At 72.8% G+C, this 20,040-nt stretch carries 25 protein-coding genes; 19 read left to right on the forward strand and 6 right to left on the reverse strand.

Annotated features, from left to right (window positions below; genetic code table 11):
• Positions 1-86: 86 nt before the first annotated feature.
• Positions 87-251, reverse strand: coding sequence for a hypothetical protein (locus IE255_RS05630; protein ID WP_229906285.1), 165 nt, complete (start codon positions 249-251; stop codon positions 87-89).
• Between the two features lie 222 nt (positions 252-473).
• Between IE255_RS05630 and IE255_RS05635 the strand changes: the two genes are divergently transcribed.
• The 4 genes from IE255_RS05635 (at position 474) to IE255_RS05650 (ending at position 4,457) form a co-directional block, all read left to right on the forward strand.
• Positions 474-1,685: an NYN domain-containing protein gene (locus tag IE255_RS05635; RefSeq protein ID WP_190048976.1), complete on the forward strand. Its 1,212-nt coding sequence runs from the start codon at positions 474-476 to the stop codon at positions 1,683-1,685.
• Between the two features lie 123 nt (positions 1,686-1,808).
• A complete protein-coding gene (locus IE255_RS05640; RefSeq protein WP_190048977.1) occupies positions 1,809-2,783 on the forward strand; it encodes an ABC transporter ATP-binding protein in 975 nt (324 codons plus the stop codon).
• 100 nt (positions 2,784-2,883) lie between these two features.
• Positions 2,884-3,705 (forward strand): ABC transporter permease, encoded by an 822-nt coding sequence (locus IE255_RS05645; protein ID WP_190048978.1) that lies wholly within the window; start codon positions 2,884-2,886, stop codon positions 3,703-3,705.
• Positions 3,706-3,761: 56 nt separating this feature from the next.
• A complete protein-coding gene (locus tag IE255_RS05650; protein ID WP_190048979.1) occupies positions 3,762-4,457 on the forward strand; it encodes an AAA family ATPase in 696 nt (231 codons plus the stop codon).
• 340 nt (positions 4,458-4,797) lie between these two features.
• On the opposite strand, the gene ybaK is transcribed toward IE255_RS05650, so the two are convergent.
• The 4 genes from ybaK to IE255_RS05670 all read right to left on the reverse strand — a co-directional run bounded on the left by ybaK (position 4,798) and on the right by IE255_RS05670 (position 8,789).
• Positions 4,798-5,298, reverse strand: a complete 501-nt coding sequence (gene ybaK / locus IE255_RS05655) for a Cys-tRNA(Pro) deacylase (RefSeq protein ID WP_190048980.1) — start codon at positions 5,296-5,298, stop codon at positions 4,798-4,800.
• An 8-nt stretch (positions 5,299-5,306) separates the two neighbouring features.
• Positions 5,307-6,047: an LON peptidase substrate-binding domain-containing protein gene (locus tag IE255_RS05660; protein WP_190048981.1), complete on the reverse strand. Its 741-nt coding sequence runs from the start codon at positions 6,045-6,047 to the stop codon at positions 5,307-5,309.
• A gap of 11 nt (positions 6,048-6,058) precedes the next feature.
• Positions 6,059-7,090 (reverse strand): hypothetical protein, encoded by a 1,032-nt coding sequence (locus tag IE255_RS05665; protein WP_190048982.1) that lies wholly within the window; start codon positions 7,088-7,090, stop codon positions 6,059-6,061.
• 121 nt (positions 7,091-7,211) lie between these two features.
• The gene (locus IE255_RS05670) at positions 7,212-8,789 is read right to left on the reverse strand and encodes an oxidoreductase (RefSeq protein WP_190048983.1); all 1,578 of its coding nucleotides are present in this window, start codon (positions 8,787-8,789) and stop codon (positions 7,212-7,214) included.
• Between the two features lie 178 nt (positions 8,790-8,967).
• On the opposite strand from IE255_RS05670, the gene hisD reads away from it, so the two are divergent.
• The 8 genes from hisD to hisF are packed head-to-tail and all read left to right on the forward strand — an operon-like array spanning position 8,968 to position 14,669.
• Positions 8,968-10,293: a histidinol dehydrogenase gene (gene hisD / locus IE255_RS05675; protein ID WP_190048984.1), complete on the forward strand. Its 1,326-nt coding sequence runs from the start codon at positions 8,968-8,970 to the stop codon at positions 10,291-10,293.
• Positions 10,290-11,402 carry a histidinol-phosphate transaminase gene (locus IE255_RS05680; RefSeq protein ID WP_190048985.1) on the forward strand — a complete coding sequence of 371 codons (1,113 nt, stop codon included), beginning with the start codon at positions 10,290-10,292 and terminating at the stop codon, positions 11,400-11,402. The genes hisD and IE255_RS05680 overlap by 4 nt, the downstream gene beginning before the upstream one ends.
• The gene (hisB, locus tag IE255_RS05685) at positions 11,399-11,992 is read left to right on the forward strand and encodes an imidazoleglycerol-phosphate dehydratase HisB (RefSeq protein WP_059416503.1); all 594 of its coding nucleotides are present in this window, start codon (positions 11,399-11,401) and stop codon (positions 11,990-11,992) included. The genes IE255_RS05680 and hisB overlap by 4 nt, the downstream gene beginning before the upstream one ends.
• Positions 11,989-12,153 carry a CG2302 family histidine operon protein gene (locus IE255_RS05690; protein WP_031115716.1) on the forward strand — a complete coding sequence of 55 codons (165 nt, stop codon included), beginning with the start codon at positions 11,989-11,991 and terminating at the stop codon, positions 12,151-12,153. Before hisB ends, IE255_RS05690 begins: the two co-directional genes overlap by 4 nt.
• Positions 12,150-12,794 (forward strand): imidazole glycerol phosphate synthase subunit HisH, encoded by a 645-nt coding sequence (gene hisH / locus IE255_RS05695; RefSeq protein WP_267974267.1) that lies wholly within the window; start codon positions 12,150-12,152, stop codon positions 12,792-12,794. Before IE255_RS05690 ends, hisH begins: the two co-directional genes overlap by 4 nt.
• Positions 12,791-13,516, forward strand: coding sequence for a bifunctional 1-(5-phosphoribosyl)-5-((5-phosphoribosylamino)methylideneamino)imidazole-4-carboxamide isomerase/phosphoribosylanthranilate isomerase PriA (gene priA, locus IE255_RS05700; protein WP_190048987.1), 726 nt, complete (start codon positions 12,791-12,793; stop codon positions 13,514-13,516). Before hisH ends, priA begins: the two co-directional genes overlap by 4 nt.
• Positions 13,513-13,917 carry a RidA family protein gene (locus IE255_RS05705; RefSeq protein ID WP_190048988.1) on the forward strand — a complete coding sequence of 135 codons (405 nt, stop codon included), beginning with the start codon at positions 13,513-13,515 and terminating at the stop codon, positions 13,915-13,917. The genes priA and IE255_RS05705 overlap by 4 nt, the downstream gene beginning before the upstream one ends.
• Positions 13,914-14,669 (forward strand): imidazole glycerol phosphate synthase subunit HisF, encoded by a 756-nt coding sequence (gene hisF / locus IE255_RS05710; protein ID WP_190048989.1) that lies wholly within the window; start codon positions 13,914-13,916, stop codon positions 14,667-14,669. Before IE255_RS05705 ends, hisF begins: the two co-directional genes overlap by 4 nt.
• Positions 14,670-14,723: 54 nt before the next feature.
• Here hisF and IE255_RS05715 read toward each other — a convergent pair whose 3' ends face one another.
• On the reverse strand, positions 14,724-15,359 hold the full coding sequence (locus tag IE255_RS05715) for a TIGR03085 family metal-binding protein (protein ID WP_190048990.1): 636 nt from the start codon (positions 15,357-15,359) through the stop codon (positions 14,724-14,726).
• A gap of 83 nt (positions 15,360-15,442) precedes the next feature.
• On the opposite strand from IE255_RS05715, the gene hisI reads away from it, so the two are divergent.
• From hisI to trpM, 7 genes are all read left to right on the forward strand, one after another.
• Entirely contained in the window at positions 15,443-15,829 is a 387-nt protein-coding gene (hisI, locus tag IE255_RS05720; RefSeq protein WP_190048991.1) for a phosphoribosyl-AMP cyclohydrolase, read from the forward strand.
• Positions 15,830-15,840: 11 nt separating this feature from the next.
• A complete protein-coding gene (locus tag IE255_RS05725; RefSeq protein WP_190048992.1) occupies positions 15,841-17,322 on the forward strand; it encodes an anthranilate synthase component I in 1,482 nt (493 codons plus the stop codon).
• 49 nt (positions 17,323-17,371) lie between these two features.
• A complete protein-coding gene (locus tag IE255_RS05730; protein WP_190048993.1) occupies positions 17,372-18,004 on the forward strand; it encodes a TIGR02234 family membrane protein in 633 nt (210 codons plus the stop codon).
• A gap of 119 nt (positions 18,005-18,123) precedes the next feature.
• On the forward strand, positions 18,124-18,375 hold the full coding sequence (locus IE255_RS05735) for an HGxxPAAW family protein (RefSeq protein WP_190048994.1): 252 nt from the start codon (positions 18,124-18,126) through the stop codon (positions 18,373-18,375).
• A gap of 87 nt (positions 18,376-18,462) precedes the next feature.
• The gene (locus tag IE255_RS05740; RefSeq protein WP_190048995.1) at positions 18,463-18,888 is read left to right on the forward strand and encodes a DUF2752 domain-containing protein; all 426 of its coding nucleotides are present in this window, start codon (positions 18,463-18,465) and stop codon (positions 18,886-18,888) included.
• A gap of 138 nt (positions 18,889-19,026) precedes the next feature.
• On the forward strand, positions 19,027-19,836 hold the full coding sequence (trpC, locus tag IE255_RS05745; protein ID WP_190048996.1) for an indole-3-glycerol phosphate synthase TrpC: 810 nt from the start codon (positions 19,027-19,029) through the stop codon (positions 19,834-19,836).
• A 21-nt stretch (positions 19,837-19,857) separates the two neighbouring features.
• A complete protein-coding gene (gene trpM, locus IE255_RS05750; RefSeq protein ID WP_020271442.1) occupies positions 19,858-20,022 on the forward strand; it encodes a tryptophan biosynthesis modulator TrpM in 165 nt (54 codons plus the stop codon).
• Positions 20,023-20,040: the final 18 nt, after the last annotated feature.

Genomic DNA, 20,040 nt, shown 5'->3' on the forward strand with positions numbered 1-20,040 from the left:
CTCTTGATGCGCGTGAGGGGCGTACCCGGTACCTGGGTACGCCCCTCTTACATGCGCGTGGGTCTCAACGACCCGTCACACCGATGTCAGTTGTGGCCGAAGCTGCGCTTCCGCTTGCGGGACGCCACGTCACCGGGGGTCAACTCGACCTCGGGCTGGGGCTCCGTCTCCGCCGTGGGACGGCGGTCCGCTCGCTGACCACGCTCGGTCGGACGCTGCTGCTTACGCTCACGGTTCTTGTTCTTGGCCATGGTGATGCCTCCTGTGGGGGATCTAGGGGCCAGGGCCGGGACCAGATTCACACAGGCAGACAACGATCGCATGTCGGACAATTACCCTGCGTGACAGGGGGAGTCGGAGCAGGGTGGCGCGAAACGCCACGCCGAAGATCGAGTTCCGGCCGTTAACCTCCGCGCCGTCGGGCAGACTCGAAGCAAGCCCGAAGCAAACCTCCTGGGAAGAGGGTGAGTCGCGTGGACCGCTGCATCGTCCTGGTGGACGCTGGGTATCTGCTGGGAGCCGCGGCGAGTCTCCTCGCCGGGGAGCCCTCACGGTCCCGCATCACCGTCGACCACACAGCCCTCATCCACGGGCTGCGCGAGCGCGCCGAGTCCGACACGCAGCAGCCGCTGCTGCGCATCTACTGGTTCGACGGCGCCCCCGACCGCGTCCCGCAGCCCGAGCACCGCAGGCTGCGCGTGATGCCCCGGGTCACCGTCCGGCTAGGCGCCCTGACCCGCAGCGACGGCCGCTGGGCGCAGAAGGGCGTGGACGCCGCCATGCACGCCGAGCTCACCGAGCTGGCCCGCAACCGCGCCTGCTCCGACGTCGTCCTCGTCACCGGCGACGGCGACCTGCTGCCCGGCATGATGGCCGCGAAGGAGCACGGCGTCGCCGTCCACCTGTGGGCCGTGCAGGCCGCCGACGGCGACTACAACCAGTCCGAGGACCTGGTCGCCGAGGCGGACGAGCGGCGCGTCCTGGACCGCGCGTGGATCACCAAGGCCGTCCGCGCCAAGGAGCACACCGGCGTGTGCGCCCCGCAGCCCGCGCCCCGGCCCGAGATCGCCGCGATCCTCTCCGCGCCCCTGCCCGACTCCGCCCTCGCCGCCCCGCCCGAGCGGCCCGCCCCGCAGCCCCAGCACCCGGCGGCCGGCCCCGGGCCGAACGGCACCGACGAGCGGGTGCCCGCCGCCAAAGGGGTCCCCACGCCCAAAGACCTGGCCGCCCTGCGCGCCCCCGGCACCCAGCCCGCCCAGCCCCCCGCCTCCGCCACCCTCCGCTGGTCCTCCGACAAAGGCTGGGTCGACCGGCCCGCGGCCGAGCCCCCCGAGGCCGCCTCGATGCCGACGCTCGCCCAGCTGACCACCGCGGAGCAGCGGTGGGCCGACCGCGAGGAGGACATCACCACCGTCGGCGGCGACCCCTTCGAGGTGGGGCAGGTCTTCGCGCGGCGCTGGGTGGGACGCCTCGGCGACCAGGGCCACCTGCAGAAACTGTCCGGGATGTACCCGCGCATCCCGCACCGCGTCGACGGCGAGCTGCTGCGCTACGCCGCCCGCTTCGGCCTCCTCGCCCACAAGGACGACCAGATCGACGAGCGGGACCGCTACGCCATCCGGGCCGGCTTCTGGAAGGAGATCGGCGTGCGCACGGGCGTGGAGCACACCCCTGTCGGCGACTGAGGACTTTGCCGACGGATTTCCCGTCCTGGACCGACCCGAGGGCGGACCGGGGCCGCCGACCCCGTAGTCTCGTCCCTTGTGAGTACGCGCGCGGCACAGGCATTTCGGCACGATGGTGGCGTCGTGTGCGCGGTGCGCGGGCTGACCAAGACCTATCCGGCGGTCCGGGGCCGGCGCGGCGCGCCCGGAACCCCCGAGGTCCGGGCCACGGACGACGTGACGCTGGACATCCGCCGCGGCGAGATCTTCGGCCTGCTCGGGCCGAACGGCGCCGGCAAGTCCACCCTCGTACGACAGCTCACCGGGCTGATGCGGCCGGACGGCGGCAGCGTGGAGATCCTCGGGCACGACATCGTGCGCCACCCGGAGCGGGCCGCGCGCATCCTCGCCTACCTCGGCCAGGAGTCGACCGCCCTCGACGAGCTGACCGTGTCGCTCGCCGCCGAGACCACCGGTCGGCTGCGCGGCCTGGACGTCCGGCGGGCGCGGGCCGAGCGGGACGCCGTCCTCGACGAGCTGGGGCTCACTCCGCTGGCCGGGCGGCCGCTGAAGAAGCTCTCCGGGGGCCAGCGGCGCCTGGCGTGCTTCGCCGCGGCGCTGGTGGGGGAGCGGCCGCTGCTCGTGCTCGACGAGCCGACCACCGGCATGGACCCGGTGGCGCGGCGGGCCGTGTGGTCCGCGGTCGACCGGCGGCGGGCCGAGCGCGGGACGACCGTGCTGCTCGTCACCCACAACGTCATCGAGGCCGAGACCGTGCTGGACCGGGTGGCCGTGCTCGACCGGGGGCGGGTGATCGCCTGCGACACCCCGGCCGGGCTGAAGGAGCAGGTCGCCGGCGAGGTGCGGGTCGACCTGGTGTGGCGGGACACGGCGCCGCTGCACGTCCCCGAGGTGGCCGCGCTGCGGGACCGGGCCGTGGAGTCGGGCCGCCGCTGGACGCTCCGGCTCGGGCCCGAGGAGGCCCGGGCGGTCGTCGCGACCGTCACCGGCGGGGCCGCCTTCGCCGCGCTGGACGACTTCACGCTGGCCACGCCGAGCCTGGAGGACGTGTACCTGGCGCTGGGCGGTGCGGTACAGCAGGGGCTGGTGAAGGTGTGAGGAACGTGAGGAACACCGAGGCCTTGAGTGCGTGGGCCGCCGCGTACGTACCGAACAGGGCGACTGCCGCAGTGGACCCGACGAAGGGGAGCAGCGCGACGTGAGTGTCGTACCCGCCGATGTCCTGCCGGGCGGTGCCCTGGCCGTGGAGGAGCCCGCCGCGTGCGCGGCCGAGCTCGGACCGCGGGCGCGGCTGTGGCCTTCGCTGGCGGCCGTGTACCGGGCGCAGCTGTCCCGGGCGCGGGTCGCGCGGATCCCGCTGCTGTTCGTGGCGACCTTCCAGTCGGTCGGGATCATGGTCCTGATGCGCGGGGTCGTGGACGACGGGGCGGAGGCGCAGGCCGTCGTCGCCGGGTCGTCGGTGCTGGTGGTCGCGTTCGTCGCGCTGAACCTGCTCGCGCAGTACTTCGGGCAGCTGCGGGCCAGCGGCGGGCTCGACCACTACGCGACCCTGCCGGTGCCGCCCGCCGCGGTGGTGCTGGGCGCGGCGGGCGCGTACGCGTCGTTCACCGTGCCCGGGACCGTCGTGACGGCGGTGTTCGGCTGTGTGCTGTTCGGGCTGCCGCTGGCCCACCTGTGGGTCCTGGTGGCCGTGATCCCGCTGGCGGGCGCCGCGCTCGCCGGGCTCGGGGCGGCGCTCGGGCTGCTCGCGCCCCGGCCGGAGCTGGCCACGCTGCTGGGGCAGCTGGGCATGTCGGCGGCGCTGCTGCTGGGTGTGCTGCCGGCGGACCGGATGCCGGAGGCCGTCCGCTTCGCGCGGGACCTGCTGCCGTCGACGTACGGCGTGGAGGCCTTCGCGCGGACGTTCGGGCCGCGTCCCGACTGGGCCTTCGTGCTCGGTGACCTCGCCGTGTGCGGGGTCGTGGGCGTCGTCTCGCTGGGCGTGGCGACCTGGGCGTACCGCCGGGCGGCCGTCCGGTGAGCGGGGAGGGGTCGTCCGGTGACGCGGCGCACAGGCGCGCCTGGCACGATGGCAGGGTGACCGCACCACTGACTCCGCCACCGCCACCGCATGAACATTCCGCACAGGGTTCGTGGCAGCCGCCGGCCGAGGCGTCCGGGGCTCCGGCTCCCGGGGTCCAGCATGCCGAGTACGCCGGGCACGGCTGGTACGGGCAGGACGGCCCCGGGATGCGGACGGAAGCGCGGGAGGCCGGTGTGGTCGCCCTGGCCGTGGCGCTCGGCGGGGTGCTGCTGGGCGTGCTGTGGTGGTGGCTCGCGCCGCACGTGCCGTTGGTCGGTGACGTGGCGGAGGGCAACTGGGTCGTCTACCTCAAGGACACCGAGGGGGAGCAGGCCGTGGGGGTGGACGGCACGTTCACCCTGCTCGGGCTGGGCCTCGGGGTCGTGAGCGCGCTGGTCGTCTTCCTGCTGCGGCGGCGTGGGGGTGTGCCGCTGGTGGTGGGGCTGGCGCTCGGGGGGCTGCTCGGGTCGCTGCTCGCCTGGCGGGTCGGGGTGTGGCTCGGGCCCGCGGAGGACGTGGTCGCGCATGCGCGGGAGGTGGGCAGGGGGGTGACGTTCTCGGCGCCGTTGAAGTTGGGCGCGAAGGGGGCGTTGCTGGCCTGGCCGCTTGCCGCGCTGGTGCTGCACCTCGGGCTCATGGCGTTGTTCGGGCCTCGGGATCCTGAGCCGGAGTTCGCGGACGGGGCTTATCAGTCACCGCCGGCTGCTTAAGAATCCGGCGTGGGTGCTGAGGGCGGGTGGGTGCGCAGCCCGGCGTAGCGGGGTGCCGCTCTCTTTGGGACGGGTGCCGCCCTTAGCGGCACGATTGCCCGCAGCTAGGGCCTGTCGTTTGGATCAGGTCGCAGGGAAGTGACGGTGCTGTTCAGTGCCGGTGAGCGGGGTCATGGGGGTACCTCCCTGCTCGAGCGCAGCCGAGAGCTTGGGGGAGCGTGCAGCTGCAAGGCGGAGGAGGGAGTCGACGCGGAGCGTCGGGGACCGACGACAACGCGGCAGATGCGCGTGCCAGACCCCGCGTCTGCGGCGTGATCCAAACGACAGGCCCTAGGTGCAGTCAGGCGCGGCCGATCGGGGCCAACACGGCCTCCGTCAGCTTCTGCAAGTCCTCCGGAGCCAGCTCCACCTCCAAGCCCCTCCTCCCCGCCGACACGCAGATCGTCGGGTGCGCCGAGGCCGAGGCGTCGAGGACCGTCGGGAGTTTCTTGCGTTGGCCCAAGGGCGAGATGCCGCCCCGGACGTACCCCGTCGTGCGTTCCGCCAGTGTCGGGTCGGCCATGGTCGCGCGCTTGCCGCCGACCGCCGCTGCCAGGGCCTTCAGGTCCAGCTGGCCCGCCACCGGGACCACCGCGACCGTCAGTGTGCCGTCGACGTCCGCGACCAGGGTCTTGAAGACGCGGTCCGGGGAGACGCCCATCGCCTCGGCCGCCTCCTCGCCGTAGGAGGGGTGGGAGGGGTCGTGGTCGTAGGCGTGGACCGTGTACGCCGTGCCGGCCGCCGTGAGGGCCACCGTCGCCGGGGTGCCGCCCGGCTGCTGCTTCTTCGACTTCTTCGCCATGCGTCCGCTCAGTTGAGGCTCGTCGGGCCGCGCGTCAGATCCGACGCCGGCAACGACGGCAGACTACGGATGATCGCCGTCTCCGAGCGAAGGAGTTTCAGCTCGTCGCGCAGGCGGGACGCCGTGTCGGGGGCCTGGAGCAGGCGCTGCTTGGTCGGGGTGTCCAGCATCATCGCCGCCGCCACGAGGTACGACACCACGCCCGGCTCGTCGGGCAGTTCCGTACCGGTCGTCAGGGACCGTTCCCGCGCGCCCGCCAGGCGCTTCTGGTACTGGCGGAACGATCGCAGCACCCCCTCGGCCAGCGGCGCCGCCTCGTCGCCGGGTTCCTCCGGCAGCGGCTCCAGCTCGGCCGTCAGGAAGGGGCCGGACGCCTCCACCGACAGCAGCTTCACCCGGGACGTGCCGGTCGCCAGCACCTCGAAGGAGCCGTCGGTGCGCTCGCGGATCGTCGCCGCGTCCGCGATACAGCCCACCTTGTGGAACGCCTTGGCCGGGTCCGTGCCGAAACCGGCCAGCGGCCCCCGCTCGGGCAGGGCAGTCGGGTCGGGCATGCCGGGGGCGCTCGGGGCCACCTCGTGGCCGTCGCGGATCGCCACGACGGCGAACCGGCGCGGCTCGTCCTCCGGGGTCTTCAGCAGCTCGCGCATCATGGCGCGATACCGCTCCTCGAAGACGTTGAGCGGGAGCACGAGCCCCGGGAACAGCACCGAGTTCAGTGGGAAGAGGGGGAGCCGGACGGTGGTCACGACGCAAAAGCCTAATGGTCGCCGGAGCGGACACGTCCGCCCCGTTCACTCCGTGGATGCCCGGAGGGCTCGCCGGCGGCCGCGGCGCGGACGTCGTCGCGGATCCGGAGGAAGTGGCCGAGCGGGTCGTCCGACACCTGGTCCCAGGGGAACGAGGTGGCGTACGGGCCGTTCAGGCGCAGCTGCTCGGCGGCGTCCGGCCAGCGCTCCAGGCGCACCAGGACGAAGATGAGCAGGTTCCGCATCCGGGCGGGCCAGGGGTCGGCCGCCGGCAGCCGCGGGGACAGCGCGATCGCCCGGTCGGCGGCCGCGTCCAGCCGCTCGCGCGGCACCTCGGGCCCGCAGCCGTCGGTGAGGTAGCCGAAGGCCGCCCGCACCCCGAGCGCCTGGACGAGCGCGTCGGCGGGCGCGTCCTGCGCGGCCCGGTCGGCGAAGTCGAAGCACTCGTGGTGGGAGCCGTGCCAGGAGGTGGCCAGGTAGCGCAGGGCCGCCACATGACAGCCGTAGTGGTGTGGGGCACGGCGTACGGCCGCCGCCCACAGTTCTTCGAAGTACTTGTGCCCGGCCTGCGCGCCCCGGGCGTGGTCGAGCGCGAGCCGCCACGGCACCGGGTCCCGCTGGTCGCCCCGGGCCGCCGCCGTGATCAGCGGACTCACCTCGCGCAGCACCTCGGCCCGGGCCGGTGACTGCCAGGCGCGGTCCACCGCCAGCTGCGCCCCGACCAGCAGCGCGTCCGGGTCCTGCGGGGCGGTGGCGAGCCAGGCGTCCAGCCACTCGGGGCGCGAGCGCGCGAAGGCGGCCAGCCGCGTCACGTAGCGGTCGCGGCGCTCCCACTCGGCCGCCGCACGGGTGGCCAGGAGCAGCCCCGCGGCCGGTCCGTGGTCGCCCCGGGCGGCGGCGACCAGCGCGGGGCTCAGCCGCGCGTCGGGCGCGTCGAGCAGCACCTCGTCGTCGGCGCACGGCTCGCCGGCGGGGTGCGAAGTGGTCCTTGTCATCCGGCTCGCGCGGATGAACGGCAGCTGCATTGCCATGGTGCCGACCATTGAAAGTCCGCTGGTCACAGCGGCGCCAGAGTGTTCATCGAACCTGCGGAAAGTTGTACGCCCGATGGTCAAGAGAGTGCAAAAACGTGACAGTTCAACAACCCTGGTCACAAGAGCACCATCAGTTGCGCCGCAGCAGCCGGGTCGCCCCCGCCGCCACGGTCGTCGCGAGGACCCAGCCCAGCAGGATCATCGCCGTCGCCAGCCACTGCCAGCCCCCGCGCAGCTGCCAGAAGCCCACCTGGCCCAGGTCGATGACCGGCAGCAGCAGATCGAGGGTGAAGAGCGTGGGGTTCCACTCCGGATGCTCGCCCCGCTTCAGCGGTGGATGGCCCGCCTGCGCGAAGGCGAGGGAGCCCGCGGCCCACAGCACCGCCATCCATATGGCGGCCCGGCCCGGCCGGTATCCGTAGGCGACCGTCCAGTCCTGCGCGTAGCCCCACAGCTTGGCGGCGAGCGGCAGGCTCTCGCGGTGCCGGCGCTGCTTGGCGAGCAGCACCTCGCGGGCGTCCTCGTCCTCGCCGCCGGCCCGCAGCACGGCCGCGAGCCGCTCGTACGGCTCCGGGTTGTACTCGGCGGTCGCCGCCGCCACCCACTCCAGCCGCTCGGCCAGGCTGAACGGCCCGCGCGGCACCAGGTTCTCGTAGGCGAAGCCGCCCATGTGCAGCCGCCCGGGGCCGGGCCAGGCGTCCGCCCGGTCCATCAGGTTGATGATCTTCGCCCCCGACAGCACCACCCGCCCGCGCGCCGGCTGCTCCCCGAGGAACCGCAGCTCCGGCGTCTGCACCCGGCGCAGCGACAGCTCCTGGTCGTCGGTGAGGGTGAACCGGGCCTGCTCGAAGTCGACGGCGTCGCCGAACCGGCCGTCGTCCAGCCGGATCCCGCCCTCGCACGCGAACCGCTGGATCCGCGTGCCGCGCGCCGGGGTCATCCCGCTCATCGCCTGGGCACCGACGCCCGCCGGGGTCAGATACAGGCTGCGCTCGACGGTCAGCTGCGGTGCGTTCAGCGCGAGCCGCTCGTAGGGGTTGGACAGGCGCGCGCCGCGCAGGCTCAGGGAGACGCCGATGGTCGCGGCGCGCAGGCTCAGCTCGCCGTGCGACTCCAGCAGCTCGGCCTGTAAGTCCTGGCCGACGGTGATGCCGTCCCCGGCGATCGACCGGCCGCTGCGGTCCCGGTGCACGATCGCCTGGTTGAGCATCAGGTCCGTGCCGATCTGCGCGTCCGTGAGCCGGATGCCGCGGTGGAACCGGCAGCGCGGCAGATGCAGATCGCCCTCGGTGTGCACCCGGGCCGCCTCCAGCCGGGGCACCGAGCAGTCCACCATCCGTACGGTCGTGAAGCGGGCCTCCGGCAGCAGCACGTCCTGCTCGAACCGGCACTGGCGCATCTCGACGTACGGCACGACCGTGCCGCCCGCGAGGTCCAGGGAGCCGCTGACCTGCACGCCGACGAGCTTCAGCGACGACACGCGGCCGGCCAGGGCGGGCGGGCCGTCGAGGAGCAGCCAGCACACGATCCGGGCCCGCACGGTCCGGTCCTCGCCCCAGGGGTGGCCGCCGTGCGGATCGTCCACCACCGCGTCGCCGCTGCTCAGGTCGTACACCGTGCCGTTGCGGAACGCCTGCCACATGCCGGCCTCGGCCGCGGTCAGGTCGTCGGGCAGATCTCCGGCGCGGACGCCGGCCCCCTCGGTCACAGCTCTTCCTTCCTCCCCGGGTACTCGCGGGTTCGTTCCTTCGTACAACTGTTCATGCCCGCTGAGTGACGCCCCGAAAGCAGGACGTGACGGTGATCTTCCGGATTCCTGCGACGCGCTGTATCAGCCATTGATACGCGCGCACGGTGCGTGACCCGGGTCTGAGAGAATTGAGCCCGTGATCTCCCGAATCGATCTGCGCGGCGACGCCCTTCCCGAGGGCCCCGCCCTGCGTGACCTGCTGCCCCGAGCCGAGTTCGACGTTCAGGCCGCCCTGGAGAAGGTGCGTCCGATCTGCGAGGACGTGCATCATCGGGGCGACGCGGCGCTGATCGATTCCGCCGAGCGGTTCGACGGGGTCAGGCTCGACCAGGTCCGGGTCCCGGCCGCCGCGCTCACGCGCGCGCTGGAGGAACTCGACCCGGCCGTGCGCGCGGCGCTGGAGGAGTCCATCCGCCGCGCCCGGATCGTCCACCGCGAGCAGCGCCGCGCCCCGCACACCACCCAGGTCGTGCCCGGCGGCACCGTGACCGAGAAGTGGGTGCCGGTCGAGCGGGTCGGGCTGTACGCGCCCGGTGGCCGGTCGGTGTACCCGTCCTCCGTGATCATGAACGTGGTGCCCGCGCAGGAGGCCGGCGTCGAGTCCATCGCGCTCGCCTCGCCCGCCCAGGCAGAGTTCGGCGGCCTGCCGCACCCGACGATCCTCGCCGCCTGCGCGCTGCTCGGCGTCGACGAGGTGTACGCGGCCGGCGGTGCCACGGCGGTCGCGATGTTCGCCTACGGCACCGAGTCCTGCGCGCCCGCGAACATGGTCACCGGCCCCGGCAACATCTGGGTCGCCGCCGCCAAGCGCTACTTCACCGGCAAGATCGGCATCGACGCCGAGGCCGGCCCGACCGAGATCGCGGTCCTCGCCGACGACACGGCCGACCCGGTGCACGTCGCCTCCGACCTGATCAGCCAGGCCGAGCACGACCCGCTGGCCGCCGCCGTCCTGGTCACGGACTCCGTCGAGCTCGCGGACGCCGTGGAGAAGGAGCTGGAGCCCCAGGTCGCCGCGACCAAGCACATCGACGACCGGATCGTCCCGGCCCTGTCCGGCAAGCAGTCCGCGATCGTCCTGGTCGACGGCATCGACGAGGGCCTGAGGGTGGTCGACGCGTACGGCGCCGAGCACCTGGAGATCCAGACGGCCGACGCCGCCGCGGTGGCCGGCCGGGTCAAGAACGCCGGCGCGATCTTCATCGGCCCCTGGGCCCCGGTCTCGCTCGGCGACTACGCGGCCGGCTCCAACCACGTCCTGCCCACGGGCGGCTGCGCCTGCCACTCCTCCGGCCTGTCCGTCCAGTCCTTCCTGCGCGGCATCCACATCGTCGACTACACGAAGGACGCGCTGGCCGAGGTCGCGCACCACGTGGTGACGCTGGCGGAGGCGGAGGACCTGCCCGCGCACGGCGCGGCGATCAAGGCGAGGTTCGGCTGGAAGGTGCCCGAGAGCAAGTGAACGGCGTACGTATCGACGATCTCCCCGTACGGGACGAGCTGCGCGGCAAGTCCCCCTACGGCGCGCCCCAGCTGGACGTCCCCGTACGGCTGAACACCAACGAGAACCCCTACCCGCTGCCCGAGCCGCTGGTCGAGCGGATCGCCGAGCGGGTCCGTGAGGCGGCCCGGAACCTCAACCGCTACCCGGACCGGGACGCGGTCGAGCTGCGCACGCAGCTGGCGAAGTACCTGACGGACACGTCCGGCCACGAGGTCGGCGTGGCCAACGTCTGGGCGGCCAACGGCTCCAACGAGGTCATCCAGCAGCTGCTCCAGACCTTCGGCGGCCCGGGCCGCACCGCGATCGGTTTCGAGCCCTCGTACTCGATGCACGGGCTCATCGCGCGCGGCACCGGCACGGGCTGGATCTCCGGCCCCCGGGGCGACGACTTCACGATCGATCTCGCCGCCGCCCGGAAGGCCATCGCCGAGAACCAGCCGGACGTCGTCTTCGTCACCACCCCCAACAACCCCACGGGCAACGCGGTCCCGCCCGAGACGGTCCTCGCGCTGTACGAGGCCGCGCAGGCGGCGAAGCCGTCGATGGTCGTGGTCGACGAGGCGTACATCGAGTTCAGCCACGGCGACTCGCTGCTGCCGCTGCTGGAAGGCCGCCCGCACCTCGTCGTCTCCCGCACGATGTCGAAGGCGTTCGGCGCGGCGGGCCTGCGCCTGGGCTACCTCGCCGCGCACCCGGCCGTCGTCGACGCCGTCCAGCTGGTCCGGCTGCCCTACCACCTGTCGGCCGTCACCCAGGCGACCGCCCTGGCCGCCCTGGAGCACACCGACACCCTGCTCGGCTACGTCGAGCAGCTCAAGGCCGAACGCGACCGCCTGGTGCGCGAACTGCGCGCCACCGGCTACGAGGTCGTCGAGTCCGACGCCAACTTCGTGCAGTTCGGCCGGTTCGAGGACGCGCACACGGCCTGGCGGCAGATCCTCGACCACGGCGTGCTGGTCCGGGACAACGGCATCCCCGGGTGGCTGCGCGTGTCGGCCGGAACCCCCGAAGAGAACGACGCGTTCCTCGACGCGGTTCGTGCACTGAAGAAGGAGCAGAGTCAATGAGCCGTGTAGGACGCGTGGAGCGGACGACCAAGGAGACGTCGGTCCTCGTCGAGATCGACCTCGACGGCACCGGCAAGACGGAGATCTCCACCGGCGTCGGCTTCTACGACCACATGCTCGACCAGCTCGGCCGGCACGGTCTGTTCGACCTGACCGTGAAGACCGAGGGCGACCTGCACATCGACTCGCACCACACCATCGAGGACACCGCCCTCGCGCTCGGCGCCGCGTTCAAGCAGGCCCTCGGCGACAAGGTCGGCATCTACCGTTTCGGCAACTGCACGGTCCCGCTGGACGAGTCCCTCGCCCAGGTCACCGTCGACCTCTCCGGCCGCCCCTACCTCGTGCACACCGAGCCCGAGAAGATGGCGCCGATGATCGGCGAGTACGACACCACGATGACGCGGCACATCCTGGAGTCCTTCGTGGCCCAGGCCCAGATCGCGCTGCACGTGCACGTGCCCTACGGGCGCAACGCGCACCACATCGTGGAGTGCCAGTTCAAGGCGCTCGCCCGGGCCCTGCGGTACGCCTCCGAGCGCGACCCGCGCGCGGCCGGCATCCTCCCGTCCACGAAGGGCGCCCTGTGAACGGCATCTCGACCCTGCTGATCGTCGTCGGCCTGTTCCTCGTCGGCGGGATCTACTCCTTCGTCAAGCAGAAGATGCCCAAGGGCCTGATCGTGCTGCTGTCGATCGGCGCCGCGATGTGCCTGGCCGCCGGCGTCCTGAGGCTGGAGGTGTGGAATTGAGCGCCCCCCGGAAGAAAGTGGTCGTCTTCGACTACGGCTTCGGCAACGTCCGCTCCGCCGAGCGCGCCCTCGCCCGCGCGGGAGCCGACGTCGAGATAACCCGTGACTACGACAAGGCCATGAACGCCGACGGCCTGCTCGTGCCCGGCGTCGGCGCCTTCGCCTCCTGCATGAAGGGCCTGCGCGAGGCGCGCGGCGACTGGATCGTCGACCGCCGGCTCTCCGGCGGCCGCCCCGTCATGGGCATCTGCGTCGGCATGCAGATCCTCTTCGCGCGCGGCATCGAGCACGGCGTGGAGAGCGAGGGCCTCGACGAGTGGCCCGGCTCGGTCGAGCCGCTCCAGGCCGAGATCGTGCCCCACATGGGCTGGAACACCGTGGACGTGGCGCCCGGCTCGCAGCTGTTCGCCGGCCTGGACGCCGACGCGCGCTTCTACTTCGTGCACTCCTACGCCGTCCACGACTGGTCGCTGGAGACCCACAACCCGGCGATGGAGGCCCCCAAGGTCACCTGGTCCACGCACGGCAAGCCGTTCGTCGCGGCCGTCGAGAACGGCGCCCTGTGGGCCACGCAGTTCCACCCCGAGAAGTCCGGCGACGCCGGAGCCCAGCTCCTCACCAACTGGATCGGAACACTGTGAGCAAGCTCGAACTCCTCCCCGCCGTCGATGTCCGCGACGGCCAGGCGGTCCGTCTGGTGCACGGCGAGTCCGGCACGGAGACCTCCTACGGCTCCCCGCTGGAGGCCGCCCTCGCCTGGCAGCGCTCCGGCGCCGAGTGGCTGCACCTGGTCGACCTGGACGCCGCGTTCGGCACCGGGAACAACCGCGAGCTGATCGCCGAGGTCGCGAAGGCCATGGACATCAAGGTGGAGCTGTCCGGCGGCATCCGCGACGACGACACCCTCGCCGCCGCCCTCGCCACCGGCTGCACCCGCGTCAACCTCGGCACGGCCGCCCTGGAGACCCCGGAGTGGGTCGCCAAGGTCATCGCCGAGCACGGCGACAAGATCGCCGTCGGCCTGGACGTCCGGGGCACCACCCTGCGCGGCCGCGGCTGGACCCGCGACGGCGGCGACCTCTACGAGACGCTGGAGCGCCTCAACCAGGAGGGCTGCGCCCGCTACGTCGTCACGGACATCGCCAAGGACGGCACGCTCCAGGGCCCCAACCTGGAGCTGCTGAAGAACGTCTGCGCGGCCACGGACCGCCCGGTCGTCGCCTCCGGCGGCGTGTCCTCGCTGGCCGACCTCCGGGCCATCGCCGACCTCGTGCCCCTCGGTGTCGAGGGCGCGATCGTAGGGAAGGCGCTGTACGCGAAGGCGTTCACCCTGGAAGAAGCCTTGGAGGCTGTGTCGTCATGACGTCCGAAGCCGTACGGCGGGTGCAGAGCGGAAGTCCCTGGGAAGAGAGTTTCGGTTTCGCGCGCGCCGTGGCGGCGGGTGATCGAGTGCTGGTGGCGGGCACGACACCCTTCAAGGGCGATGTGCTGTACGGGGAGGGCGATCCGTACGAGCAGGCCAAGGCGGCCTTCACCAGCGCCGTCGAGGCGATCGGCGAGTTCGGGCTCGGCATCGGGTCCGTGGTCCGTACGCGGATGTATCTGGCACACACGCGCGATCTCGACGAGGTGGGCCGGGCGCACAAGGAGCTGTTCGACTCCGTGCGCCCGGTCGCGACCTTCCTCGTGGTGGACGGCTTCGTCGACCCGCGCGTCCTGGTGTCGGTGGAACTAGAGGCATACAGAGGAGCCGTGGATTCATGACCCTGGCGGTCCGAGTCATCCCCTGCCTGGACGTGGACAACGGCCGGGTCGTCAAGGGCGTCAACTTCCAGAACCTGCGCGACGCGGGCGACCCCGTCGAGATGGCCAAGGTGTACGACGCCGAGGGCGCCGACGAGCTGACGTTCCTGGACATCACCGCCTCGTCGGGCAACCGCGAGACGACCTACGACGTGGTGCGCCGCACCGCCGAGCAGGTGTTCATCCCGCTCACGGTCGGCGGCGGCGTCCGTACGGCCGAGGACGTGGACAAGCTGCTGCGGGCGGGCGCCGACAAGGTCGGCGTCAACACGGCCGCGATCGCCCGCCCGGACCTGATCCGCGAGATCGCGGAGCGCTTCGGCCGCCAGGTCCTGGTCCTGTCGGTGGACGCCCGCCGCACCGAGTCGGGCACCTTCGAGGTGACCACCCACGGCGGCCGACGCGGCACCGGCATCGACGCCGTCGAGTGGGCGCACCGGGCCGCCGAGCTGGGCGCCGGCGAGATCCTCCTCAACTCGATGGACGCCGACGGCACCAAGGACGGCTACGACCTGGAGATGATCCGGGCCGTGCGCAAGCACGTCACCGTCCCGGTCATCGCCTCCGGCGGCGCGGGCAAGCTGGCGGACTTCCCGCCGGCCATCGCGGCGGGCGCGGACGCGGTGCTGGCCGCGTCGGTGTTCCACTTCGGGGACCTGCGGATCGGCCAGGTCAAGGAGACCCTGCGCGAGGCGGGCCACCCGGTGCGGTGACGCCTTTGCCCAGGAGCCCCGGTCGCATGCCGCGGCCGGGGCTCCTCCGTGTCCTCAGATCCCGAGCTGCTTGGCCTCGTGCAGCTTCGCGATCGCGTTCTCGTCGCCGTCCAGGTCGACCTTGGCCGCGCTCTGCCGGCCGTAGGAGAACAGGACCAGCTCGGACGGCTCGCCGGTGACCGTGACCACCGGCGTGCCGCGCTGGGCGACCGCCGTCTGGCCGTCCGGGCGGCGCAGGACCAGGCCCGTCGGGACACCGCGGCCCATGAGGCGGGCGGTCCGCTCCAGCCGGGACCACAGGGCGTCCTGGAAGACCGGGTCGAGCTCGCGCGGCGACCAGTCGGGCTGGGCGCGCCGGACGTCCTCCGCGTGGACGTAGAACTCGATGATGTTCGACATCTCGTCGACCGGCTTGAGCGAGAAGGGCGAGAAACGCGGCGGGCCCGTACGGATCAGCTGGATCAGCTCCTCGTACGGCTTGTCCGTGTACTCCGCCATCACCCGGTCCAGGCGCGGCGCGAGCTGCTTGATCAGTATCCCGCCGGCGGCGTCCGGGCGGCGCTCGCGCACCACCACGTGCGCGGCGAGGTCCCGGGTGGTCCAGCCCTCGCACAGGGTGGGCGCGTCCGGGCCCGCGGTCTCCAACAGGTTGGCGAGGAGAAGTCGTTCACGCTTGGCATGGGTCGACATGGAGCCAGCCTACGACCGGCTTCGGGGTCCGCCCAGTGGACACGGCACCTGCGCTGTCAGTGGCGCGCGGCACAATGGTCGGCATGACCAGCACGCCCAGCCGCCTCGACCCGGCGATCGCCGCGCGCCTCAAGCGCAGCGCCGACGGCCTCCTGCCCGCCATCGCCCAGCAGTACGACACCGGAGAGGTGCTGATGCTCGGCTGGATGGACGACGAGGCGCTGCACCGCACCCTGACCACCGGCCGGTGCACGTACTGGTCGCGCAGCCGCCAGGAGTACTGGGTCAAGGGCGACACCTCGGGCCACTTCCAGTGGGTCAGGTCCGTCGCCCTGGACTGCGACGCCGACACCGTGCTGGTCAAGGTCGACCAGGTCGGCGCCGCCTGCCACACCGGCGCCCGCACCTGCTTCGACGAGGACGTGCTCCTCAAGGACGGCGGTTCCGACCCCTCCGCCACGGATCAGTAAGGTCAGCCGCCATGGACCTCGAGACGTTCCGCAAGCTCGCCACCGACCGGCGGGTCATCCCGGTCACCCGCAAGCTCCTCGCCGACGGCGACACGCCGGTGGCGCTCTACCGCAAGCTCGCCGCCGAGCGCCCCGGCACCTTCCTGCTGGAGTCCGCGGAGAACGGCCGCTCCTGGTCCCGCTACTCGTTCGTGGGAGTCCGCAGCGCCGCCACGCTCACCGAGCGCGACGGGCAGGCCCACTGGCTCGGCGCCCCGCCCGTCGGCGTCCCGGTCGACGGCGACCCTCTCGCCGCGCTGCGCGCCACCATCGAGGCCCTGCACACCCCCCACCAGGAGGGCATGCCGCCCTTCACCGGCGGCATGGTCGGCTACCTCGGCTACGACATCGTCCGCCGCCTGGAGAAGATCGGCCCCGGCGAGCGGGACGACCTGAAGCTGCCCGAGCTGACCATGCTGCTCACCAGCGACCTGGCCGTCATGGACCACTGGGAGGGCTCGGTCCTGCTGATCGCCAACGCGATCAACCACAACGACCTGGAGGCGGGCGTCGACGAGGCCTACGCCGACGCCGTCGCCCGTCTCGACGCCATGCAGGCCGACCTCTCCCGCCCGGTCGCCCAGCCCCCGGCGGCGCTCCCGCCCTCCGAGCTGCCCGAGTACACGGCGCTGTGGGGCGGCCCCGACTTCCAGGAGGCCGTCGAGGACATCAAGGAGCGCATCCGGGCCGGCGAGGCCTTCCAGGTGGTCCCCTCCCAGCGCTTCGAGACGCCGTGCACGGCGAGCGCGCTGGACGTCTACCGGGTCCTGCGGGCCACCAACCCGTCGCCGTACATGTACCTGTTCCGCTTCGACGGGTTCGACGTCGTCGGCTCCTCCCCGGAGGCCCTGGTCAAGGTCGAGGACGGCCGGGCCATGGTCCACCCCATCGCCGGCACGCGCTGGCGCGGCGCCACCCCGCAGGAGGACCAGGCCCTCGCCGAGGAACTGCTCGCCGACCCCAAGGAGCGCGCCGAGCACCTCATGCTCGTCGACCTGGGGCGCAACGACCTGGGGCGGGTCTGCGAGCCCGGCTCGGTCGAGGTCGTCGACTTCATGTCCGTCGAGCGGTACTCGCACGTCATGCACATCGTCTCGACGGTGACGGGCCGCGTGGCGGCCGGGCGCACGGCCTTCGACGTCCTCACCGCCTGCTTCCCGGCCGGCACCCTGTCCGGCGCCCCGAAGCCCCGCGCCATGCAGATCATCGACGAACTGGAACCGTCCCGGCGCGGGCTGTACGGCGGCTGCGTCGGCTACCTCGACTTCGCCGGCGACTCCGACACCGCCATCGCCATCCGCACGGCCCTCCTCCGGGACGGCACGGCGTACGTCCAGGCCGGCGCGGGCATCGTCGCCGACTCCGACCCGGTCGCCGAGGACACCGAGTGCCGCAACAAGGCGGCGGCGGTCCTGCGGGCGGTCCATACGGCGAACCGCCTGGGAAAGGCCTGAGATGCACCCCGGGTGACGGTTCGCCCGGGGTTCAGGCGATAGTTGGTACGTGACTGCTGCACCTCACCCCCGTTCCGAAGCCGCCGGATCCGCCCGGGCCGGCCGTCTGAGCCTCGCCGTCGCGCTGCTGTGCGGCGCGCTCGGCGCGGCCGTGGCGCTCCTCGCCACCCGGCAGCAATGGGCGGAGGGCACCGCGACGGTCGCGGGGGGCGCGTTTCCCCTGACCGCCAACGGCAGCGACGTCACGGGCGTCCCCGCGGCGCTCGCCATAGTGGGCCTCGCCGCGCTCGTCGCCGTCTTCGCCGTCCGCCGGGCCGGCCGGGTCGTCGTGGCCCTGCTGCTGGCGCTGTCCGGCGCGGGCACCGTCGCCGCCGCCCTCCTCGGCGCTTCCGACAGCTCCGCGCTCGACGAGAAGGCCGCACAGGCCTCCGGCGACACCTCCGCCGCGGTGTACTCCCTCAGCCACACCGCCTGGCCGTACGTCGCGGCCGTCGGCGGCGTCCTGCTCCTGCTGGCCGGACTGCTCGCCCTGCGGTACGGCCGGCTGTGGCCCGCGATGTCCGGCCGCTACGAGCGGGGCGGCACGCCCCAGCCCCGCCGCAAGGCCCCCGCCGTCGACCCCGACCGGCCCGAGGACCTGTGGAAGGCACTGGACCGGGGCGAGGACCCGACCGGGGCCTGAGTCCACACGGGGGACCGGGGGTACTCCAGACGCACCCCCGCTCACCCCGCACGCGCGCGTGCGGGACAATGGGCGCGAGCGTCCTGCTCAGACACGCACACAGCAACGAGGAGCAAGCAATGGCGGGCAGCAGCCACGGTCACACCCCGGCCGCCTGGACCGGTGTCATCATCGCCTTCATCGGTTTCTGCGTCGCGGGCGCGTTCATGGTGATGGACCAGCCGCTGGGCTTCTGGGCGGGCATGGTCGTCGTGCTGCTCGGCGGTGTCGTCGGCGGCATCATGCGGATGATGGGCCTCGGCCAGCCCAAGGAACTGCACCAGCCGCACCGGATGACGGGCGACCGCGAGCCGGCCGGCGCCAAGGGCTGATCAGCGCGACCGCGTGGTCGCGGGAGGGGCGGCCGGCACTGGGGTGCCGGGACCGCCCCTCACGCGCGTGCGGGGCACAATGCCTGTGTGAACGCCGACAGCCGAAGGGCGACGCCCACCCTCCCGGGCCGCCTGGCCGTCCCCGCCGGGGTCCTCGCGGCCGTCGCCGCCGCCTTCGCCTACGTGGGCGCGGTCGACCCCAACGAACCCGGCCACTACCCCGTCTGCCCGCTGCTGCGCTACACGGGCCTGTACTGCCCCGGCTGCGGCGGACTGCGCAGCGCGCACGCGTTCGTCCACGGCGACCTCCCGGCGGCCCTGCACGCCAACGCCCTCGCCGTCCTCGGCTATCTGGCCTTCGCCGCGCTGTGGACCGTATGGGTGGTCCACGCCGTCCGCGGGCGCCCGCTGCGGATCGACCCCCGCCCAGGGCTGGTGTGGAGCCTCGGCGCGTTGCTGCTGGTCTTCACGGTTGTCCGGAACCTGCCCTTCGGTGGCTGGCTCCATCCTTGATCAACTGGCGGATGTCCAGGTAGTGGGACCGCCGTCAACCGGATGCGAGGCCTACGCCCCGCTGCGGATACCATCGCAGTGACCATCGGTTTTCGATCGGTCGCTGGAACTTCAAGAGTCTGGAAGGGGGCCGCTCGCGTGAGTGTGCTCGACGAGATCATCGACGGAGTCCGTGCCGACCTCGCGGAGCGGCAGGCGCGCGTCAGCCTCGACGAGCTCAAGGAGCGCGCGGCGAAGGCTCCCGCGGCCAAGGACGGCGCGGCCGCACTGCGCGGCGACGGCGTCAAGGTCATCTGCGAGGTCAAGCGCTCCAGCCCCTCCAAGGGCGCGCTGGCCGCGATCGCCGACCCGGCCGGCCTCGCCGCGGACTACGAGGCGGGCGGCGCGGCCGTCATCTCCGTCCTCACCGAGCAGCGGCGCTTCGGCGGCTCGCTCGCCGACCTGGAGGCGGTCCGCGCCCGCGTGGACATCCCGGTCCTGCGCAAGGACTTCATCGTCACGTCGTACCAGCTGTGGGAGGCCCGGGCCTACGGCGCCGACCTCGCCCTGCTGATCGTCGCGGCCCTCGACCAGCCCGCCCTGGAGTCCCTCATCGAGCGCGCCGAGTCCATCGGGCTCACGCCCCTGGTCGAGGTGCACGACGAGGACGAGGTCGAGCGCGCGGTGGACGCCGGCGCCCGGGTGATCGGCGTCAACGCCCGCAACCTCAAGACCCTCGAGGTCGACCGCGGCACCTTCGAGCGCGTGGCACCGGAGATCCCCGACCGCGTCATCAAGGTCGCCGAGTCCGGCGTCCGCGGCCCGCACGATCTCATCGCCTACGCCAACGCCGGCGCCGACGCGGTCCTGGTCGGCGAGTCCCTCGTCACCGGCAAGGACCCCAAGACCGCGGTCTCCGACCTGGTGGCGGCGGGCGAACACCCCGCACTCCGGCACGGCCGGAGCTGATCACCCGCTAGGCTTGCCCCGATGACTCTCACCATGACGACCGTGGACCGGTACGCCCGCCTCGCGCGCGGCTGCCGCCCCCGCGGCTGCCGAGCCCCCGCGCGCCGCGTCCACGGCCGCCGGGTCCGCTACGTCATCGGTGACGAACCCGGGCAGGTCAACGGCATGCGATGGCAGGGTTTCTAGGGGCGCGGGGAACTGCGC

The sequence above is a fragment of the Streptomyces lomondensis genome, assembly GCF_014651035.1.
GTDB classification, from domain to species: domain Bacteria; phylum Actinomycetota; class Actinomycetes; order Streptomycetales; family Streptomycetaceae; genus Streptomyces; species Streptomyces lomondensis.

Bases quoted from the DNA above. Each gene is read 5' to 3' on its own strand.
- IE255_RS05630 (WP_229906285.1), bottom strand. From the start codon at position 251: ATGGCCAAGAACAAGAACCGTGAGCGTAAGCAGCAGCGTCCGACCGAG.
- hisB (WP_059416503.1), top strand. From the start codon at position 11,399: ATGAGCCGTGTAGGACGCGTGGAGCGGACGACCAAGGAGACGTCGGTC.
- ybaK (WP_190048980.1), bottom strand. From the start codon at position 5,298: ATGGCGAAGAAGTCGAAGAAGCAGCAGCCGGGCGGCACCCCGGCGACG.
- IE255_RS05665 (WP_190048982.1), bottom strand. From the start codon at position 7,090: ATGGTCGGCACCATGGCAATGCAGCTGCCGTTCATCCGCGCGAGCCGG.
- trpM (WP_020271442.1), top strand. From the start codon at position 19,858: ATGACTCTCACCATGACGACCGTGGACCGGTACGCCCGCCTCGCGCGC.
- IE255_RS05735 (WP_190048994.1), top strand. From the start codon at position 18,124: ATGGCGGGCAGCAGCCACGGTCACACCCCGGCCGCCTGGACCGGTGTC.
- IE255_RS05705 (WP_190048988.1), top strand. From the start codon at position 13,513: ATGACGTCCGAAGCCGTACGGCGGGTGCAGAGCGGAAGTCCCTGGGAA.
- IE255_RS05725 (WP_190048992.1), top strand. From the start codon at position 15,841: ATGGACCTCGAGACGTTCCGCAAGCTCGCCACCGACCGGCGGGTCATC.
- IE255_RS05715 (WP_190048990.1), bottom strand. From the start codon at position 15,359: ATGTCGACCCATGCCAAGCGTGAACGACTTCTCCTCGCCAACCTGTTG.
- hisF (WP_190048989.1), top strand. From the start codon at position 13,914: ATGACCCTGGCGGTCCGAGTCATCCCCTGCCTGGACGTGGACAACGGC.
- hisI (WP_190048991.1), top strand. From the start codon at position 15,443: ATGACCAGCACGCCCAGCCGCCTCGACCCGGCGATCGCCGCGCGCCTC.